This window comes from Candidatus Sysuiplasma jiujiangense (assembly GCA_019721075.1).
In the GTDB taxonomy this organism is placed as follows: Archaea; Thermoplasmatota; Thermoplasmata; order Sysuiplasmatales; family Sysuiplasmataceae; genus Sysuiplasma; species Sysuiplasma jiujiangense.
On record JAHEAD010000015.1, the window covers coordinates 40,139 to 46,138 of the forward strand.

General features: G+C 52.0%; 6 protein-coding genes. 1 reads left to right on the forward strand and 5 read right to left on the reverse strand.

Going from position 1 to position 6,000, the window contains the following annotated elements:
• Window positions 1–199: 199 nt before the first annotated feature.
• The 5 genes from KIS29_08830 to KIS29_08850 form a co-directional block, all read right to left on the reverse strand.
• On the reverse strand, window positions 200–997 hold the full coding sequence (locus tag KIS29_08830) for a hypothetical protein (protein ID MBX8640424.1): 798 nt from the start codon (window positions 995–997) through the stop codon (window positions 200–202).
• Window positions 998–1,393: 396 nt separating this feature from the next.
• Entirely contained in the window at window positions 1,394–1,867 is a 474-nt protein-coding gene (locus KIS29_08835; protein MBX8640425.1) for a helix-turn-helix domain-containing protein, read from the reverse strand.
• Window positions 1,868–2,001: 134 nt separating this feature from the next.
• Window positions 2,002–2,934: a carbohydrate kinase family protein gene (locus tag KIS29_08840; protein MBX8640426.1), complete on the reverse strand. Its 933-nt coding sequence runs from the start codon at window positions 2,932–2,934 to the stop codon at window positions 2,002–2,004.
• Window positions 2,918–3,922, reverse strand: coding sequence for an ADP-ribosylglycohydrolase family protein (locus KIS29_08845; protein ID MBX8640427.1), 1,005 nt, complete (start codon window positions 3,920–3,922; stop codon window positions 2,918–2,920). Before KIS29_08845 ends, KIS29_08840 begins: the two co-directional genes overlap by 17 nt.
• 4 nt (window positions 3,923–3,926) lie before the next feature.
• Window positions 3,927–5,222 (reverse strand): MFS transporter, encoded by a 1,296-nt coding sequence (locus tag KIS29_08850; GenBank protein MBX8640428.1) that lies wholly within the window; start codon window positions 5,220–5,222, stop codon window positions 3,927–3,929.
• A gap of 240 nt (window positions 5,223–5,462) precedes the next feature.
• Here KIS29_08850 and KIS29_08855 point away from each other — a divergent pair, with 240 nt between their 5' ends.
• Entirely contained in the window at window positions 5,463–5,852 is a 390-nt protein-coding gene (locus KIS29_08855) for an OsmC family protein (protein ID MBX8640429.1), read from the forward strand.
• Window positions 5,853–6,000 lie beyond the last annotated feature (148 nt).

Consider the following 6,000-nt stretch of genomic DNA (forward strand, 5'->3'; position numbering starts at 1 on the left):
CCCGTCGCCTGAAATGGAAAAAAGAAACCTGCAGAATGTACCAATTGTTTTCCTCCGATCGGACTAATACAATATGCATGATACATAAATTAAAAAGCTCGCTCGCGCCAAAGTGCGGCGGGACAGGCAGATGGCGTGGCGATCACAATTTGGACTGTCGCACTTTGAGCAACCGTTTATCAGGCAATACCTCAACGGTCTATCCCGGTCTGCCCCCTGTTCGCTTTCTTTTCAGAAATACCAGAAAAGCCACTGCAGCAACAATCGCAACAGCGCCTGCGATGCCTTCCAGAACAAACTGCGACAGACCGCGCTGAGACGACGAGACGGAGGGACCCAGCGGTACGTTCGTCGCCATTACAGCACTGCTCTCATTGTTCCATACCTGCCCGTAGTACGTATTCGCTTGTCCGCCAAGCCTAATACCGGAAAATCTGTCAATCGCAAAGGTTGCGTTGAAATAAATGGCTGTTCCGTGCAGGAAGACAACCTGATGCAGATGAACGGTGTCTGAGTGAAAAGTGCCGAGAGGCGTTGTGAACAAAGAATTCGCGGAAACTGTCATAGAGAAGTCTGGACCTTCCATGGCAGATACCCACGGGGGCACCTTTCCAGCGTTGAAATACATCAGCGCCGTCTGATTGACGGCAGGATACAGCGACTGCGAGGACAGATTCTCCGAAACTGTCGTGTTAGGAACTCCAGAGCCTGAAGAACCTGATACTGTCACCGTGTAGCTCCCGTTTGCTGTGCTCACCTTCGATATATAAAAGGTCTGAACCGTCGTTCCATTGCTGCCGGAGGGAGAGCCCGTGGACTTTACACTGTAACGGACAAACGAACCGTTAAAAAACCAAACAGGGAACTTCACTTCAGCAGACTGATTTCTGTAAAACAGTGGACTGCCCGTATGCCTGGAAACTGCCGGAACGGTGAACACCACAATTATTGAAATTACGACCAGCAACAATGCTGCGGCCGGCCTTCCTCCTTGCATTTTTGTCAGGGTAACCTGAGGCGGATAATAGCGACGGATAGAAATATTTTCCGTTTCAGTTTTGTAGAGCCCAGGCACTTTCAGGCGCAGGAATCATCGGGCAGGCATCGTTACAAGTATCGCAATCGGCATAAGCATGACTGATAGTTGAACTAACCTGGACACCGATCTGGCAAATTGACAGTGCAGCTGACCACAAGCCTCTCTGGAACAAGAACGCGGCCGTCATTCCTTTCGTAATATATTGCGCCTGCCTTCCAGAATGAGTCTTCGTCAGGCACATTGACGGCTAAGGCGTTTGGATACCCAGCCATTGGAATCACCTGACATCCTCCCGCGAATAAATTCGTGTGTTCCTGGCTGCATTAGAATGCGACCTCCTTTGCGGCCGGCGGTTCACGTTTCTTCGAGACTGCTCACCTTCCCTTCTGGGAGGTGTTGGCAATTCTCTCCACGCGCGTGAATTCGGGCATGCCCTGCCCTGCCGTCTGTGGTTACGGCGGAGCCGTTGTATGCGTCGGGATAGGTAAGCGACAGCATTTCATCCTTGAAACGCGGATATCCTGCAATGTGTCTGAAGAATGATTTGAATGCCCTGTCCAGCCTGTGCAGGCATTCCTGTGCGACATGACTGTAGACTTGACCTATACCGCTGCCGTCGTTACTGTGCCACATAGCGAGTGATTTGCACTTTTCAGCATAGACGACTGAAACCCGCCCTGTTTTCCATTCATGCTGTCTCTGCTCCAGCGCATAGTTCCAGAGGGACCTCAGCTCATCGGGCTGGCGCATGAGCTTACGTTCCTGGTTGCGGAACGGATACAGGCGGTACTTGAAGGGGACATACACCGGAGGCCACATCTGTTGCATATTCACCTTCCTGTTTAGTTCCGCCGCCCGCTTACCCACGAATAAATTCATGGGCCTGCGCTCGTTTTTTTAGTCAAACAGAGCACGCAATTTCTGCAGCCTTACAGCCGGTGCCACAGCTCCGGCCCCTGAATTCAGCGACGGGAATGTTTTCTTCTCATTTCCCGTGTGACCTCTTTCCCCGAAGGAATGCCCGAAAGTCCCGGCGAACTCACTTTGCGTGAAGCAACTATGTTGCCTGCGTTCAGCGAATCCTCCAGATCCATGCCACCTAAGTGTGCCCACATGAAAGCGCCGTCGAACGCATCGCCTGCGCCGACTGTATTTTCCAGCCTCCTTGCTTTGACACCGGGAACGCGAACAGACACATTACCGTCAGTTGCATACGCGCCTCTTTCCCCGGTCTTTACAACTATCAGATTTCCTTTTGCACCGGAGCTGTGCACTGATTTGAACCTGCGCAGGAATCGATGCTCCACTTCGTTGACAAACACGATATCCGAGTTCGTCAGGAAGAACCCCGGATCGGGTATTGTGTCAATCAGCGGTCCCGGATCGAACGCCACCGTCACACCCGTTTTCCTGCATTGCTCCAGAATACTGCGCATCATACCTGCAATCTTTACCGCCTGCGAAATGAAATAACCGTCGAAAAAAATAGCCCTTGTCCCTGGCAGAACTGCCTGCAGTCGCCGCGACAGCAGCTGGGAATGGACGCCGCTGCCGCCGTATCCGACAAATGTGTGTTCCTTCTTCCTGCTCACGAGCACGGCGCAAATTGCCGTGTGCCGGCCGGAAGACGAAACTACGCCTCCTGTGCAGACACCTTCCTTCCTCAGCACACTGAGCAGCAGCGATCCTGCAGGATCCTTTCCCAGGAAATCGAAGAGCGCAGTCCTCAAGCCCATTCTGCTCGCCGTTATCGCGACAGTGCACATTCCGCCGGGCACGAATGACGCACTCCCGGATGAAACGACTTTGTCAGCCTTCAGGGGAAAGGAATCTATATCGAGGTAAATATCCAGGACTGCATCGCCGATACATAGAAGATCAATGTCTTTTCGCATTTAACAGCACTCTCGCGGTTTTGATAAGGTCGACATCCGAATTCTTTCCGACTGCACGCACCCAGTCACTGCGTATGCCTCCCAGCCCTGTGTAGGCGCCGGACACTGCGCCTGCTATGGCACCGATGGTATCACAGTCGCCGCCCAGATTTGCTGAAAGCAGCGCGACGCGGTTGAAATCGAATTCCGCATACGCGCATAATGCAAGCGCTATCGGCACGGCGTCCTCGGTGAGTGCCTTCCTCTTGCCTTTCATAAAAGCATAGAGATCGGTGAGCAGCTGTTCCTCGCTTCCTGCACCTTCCGCTATCCGGATGGCATGACGTATCCTGAGATCCAGTTTGCCGCGATAATCACGGCCGCATTTTGAGCAGCTTGGAAAAGCCGCACCGTCGAGCGCACTCTGTATTATCAGAGCGGTGTCCCTCTCGCCCTCGATGGCCCTCTTTGTCGCAAGGCAGACTGCTGTTGCACCGGATATTGCAATGCCTGTGCAGTGAGTGGGCATGCAGGCTTTTTCAACATCCGACTTGGCCTCTTCGTCCGCACGGCCTGCATTTACAATGGCCACGGGTGAAATTCTCATGGCGCATCCGTTGGTGGTCCCGCCCTGTCCCGATTTTTCGGGCGACTGCCCGTTCATGAGCTTCGTTATTGCACGACGGGTGCTTGGTCCGATTAGAGTTGTCTGCAGTATGCTGCGCCTTTTGGCCCATGATACAAGCGACTTTGCAAATGCATCCGGCGAGACAGCTCCAGTCCTGATTATTGATTCTGCAAGAACCAGAGTAAGCTCCGTGTCGTCTGTAAAGCTTCCGGCAGAGAGAGCCTCATGGACCCTGGAAGATTTGGGTTCGATGAAACCAGTTACCCTGCCAAATTTCATTAAAATTTCGCGATGGGGAATGAAGGTCGTTGCCGCACCCAGTGCATCTCCGATGGCAACGCCGGAAAAGGTGCCCGCCGCCCTCTGCTCTGTCTCATTCAAGAGTTCAGCCCCACATTCTTACGCTCTGCCCTTCACCGGTCTCGACGCCATGGAGACGCCATGCGACTGCAGCGGCGAGTCCGAGAGCAAAGATGCCGAGTTCTGCCCAGAGATAGTCGCCAATCGGCAGCTCAGAGGCAAGGAAGATAACAGGTATGGAACCGCCAAGTGATATTACACGGACTATGCCTGTAAATGTGCCGCGCCCCTTCACCGGCCACACCTCCGATTTCAGCGTGTCCTCAGTAAGGAAGAATATGTTTATCATTATGTTGAGCACGACAAAGAGGAGCCAGAACACAATCATGTCTACAAGCCATACTTTCTCTGTCACGATGAAAAGAAATGTCACGACTATCATTCCTATTATGGAATAAGTCAGCATATTCCTCCTGCTCAGCCTGTCGGAAAATATGCCTATGAAACCGCCAAGGAATGCAGATACACCGGATATGAGTATTATGTAGTCTGTCAGAGAAGGAAAGAAGTATGGGCCGATTGCGAGGACGCCCAGGCTGAAGCCCGCAGTATAGGACCACCCGATGATGCCTCCAACTGCCAACCTGAACGCTTTCCCGGGATGTTTCCGCTCCCCGGGCTCGGCCTCCTTCGTGAAATGCGTTTCACCTGCCTTCACCGTCTCGGGACTGCCATCATAGTATTCGGCAAACTCCCTGCCGGCTGTATTTTCTTCACCCGACTTCTCAAGCCACATTACTGATTCAGGGAGCCTTAGTCTGATAAGGAAGATAACGAGAGCCACAGCAATTACAGAGATTCCCAGAAGGAGTTTCTGGGAAGAGACGGAAGTAATTGCCACTATTGCAAGCGCCGTAGCGACGATACCGCCGACGTTCGTGAAATTCAGTTCGAGATACAGGGCCTTGGATCTGTGTTTTTTTGGAAAAAGTTCGTGGGTGCTGACCAGAATCGTGTTGTATTCCCCTCCTGCGGCAAGCAGCAGGATTGCAAGAGCAATCAGAATTTCGACAAAGTCGTATGCAGCAATCAGCACAAGAGCGCCAACGACATAGGTTGAGAGTGTAACATAGAACGTCTTCTTCCTGCCTATGCGGTCTGCAAGAGGGCCTGCGGCAATACCGCCCACAAGGAGCCAGAGCGGTGACCAGACAGAAATCAGGGCTATGAGGTATATCGGAAATTTCACCCAGGTTGTGGCGATGTACGGGAGCGAGTAAATGTATGCCTCTAGCAGTGTCCCAACACAAAAGGCAGTGAATATCCAGCTGTGAAGCGATGACCATTTCGCATTCTCTACATATGTGGAATAATCTGCCAAATGACCCCATCCGCGGTCATATCAGGCAGTCTATTTCAAATTTGGCTTTTGCGTCTTCACACCACTCCCGCTTAAGGCATGGGCGAATCGAAATGCTGGCATCAGACCTGGAATTTTGTTAAACAGTGATGAAACTTTGACATATCCCCCTGTTCAGGCAAATATGACGGGCCAATCGCAAAGTTCGACTATGTGTTTGTGTATGAGCCTGGCTGGTTATGGAAAAGGAGTGAAATAAGCATGGATGAAAAACCGAAAGTGGAAATTGATCTTCTGCACGACTATGTCTTCCGTGTTTCGTTCCCTGACGCGGACGGAACGACACTTGTCATGGACGAGCCGGAACCGCTTGGCAGGCTTGAGGGGCCCAATGCATCGAGGGTGCTCGCTGCTGCAATAGGGAACTGCCTGAGCGCTAGTCTTGCTTTCTGTCTGAGAAAGAGCAGGATAGACGTCAAGGGCATACATACAGAAGTGACACCGACGCTTGAAAGGAACAAGGAAGGCTACTGGAGAGTCACTAAAATGGATGTGAAGGTCAGGCCTGCTCTGGATCCGGAAGCTGAAGAAACAAGGGTAATTAGCAGCAGGAAACTTCAATACCATATGTGCTTATGTAGGATCAAATGAAGTTGGCGGATTGGGCGCGGGAACAAGGCATAGATTACAAGACGGCCTATCGTTGGTTCCGTGCAGGGCAATTGCCCGTAAGGTCTGAACAGATGCCAACTGGAACCATTCCCGTCTATCCCACTCCGAAGAATGAAGGTGGTGTTGC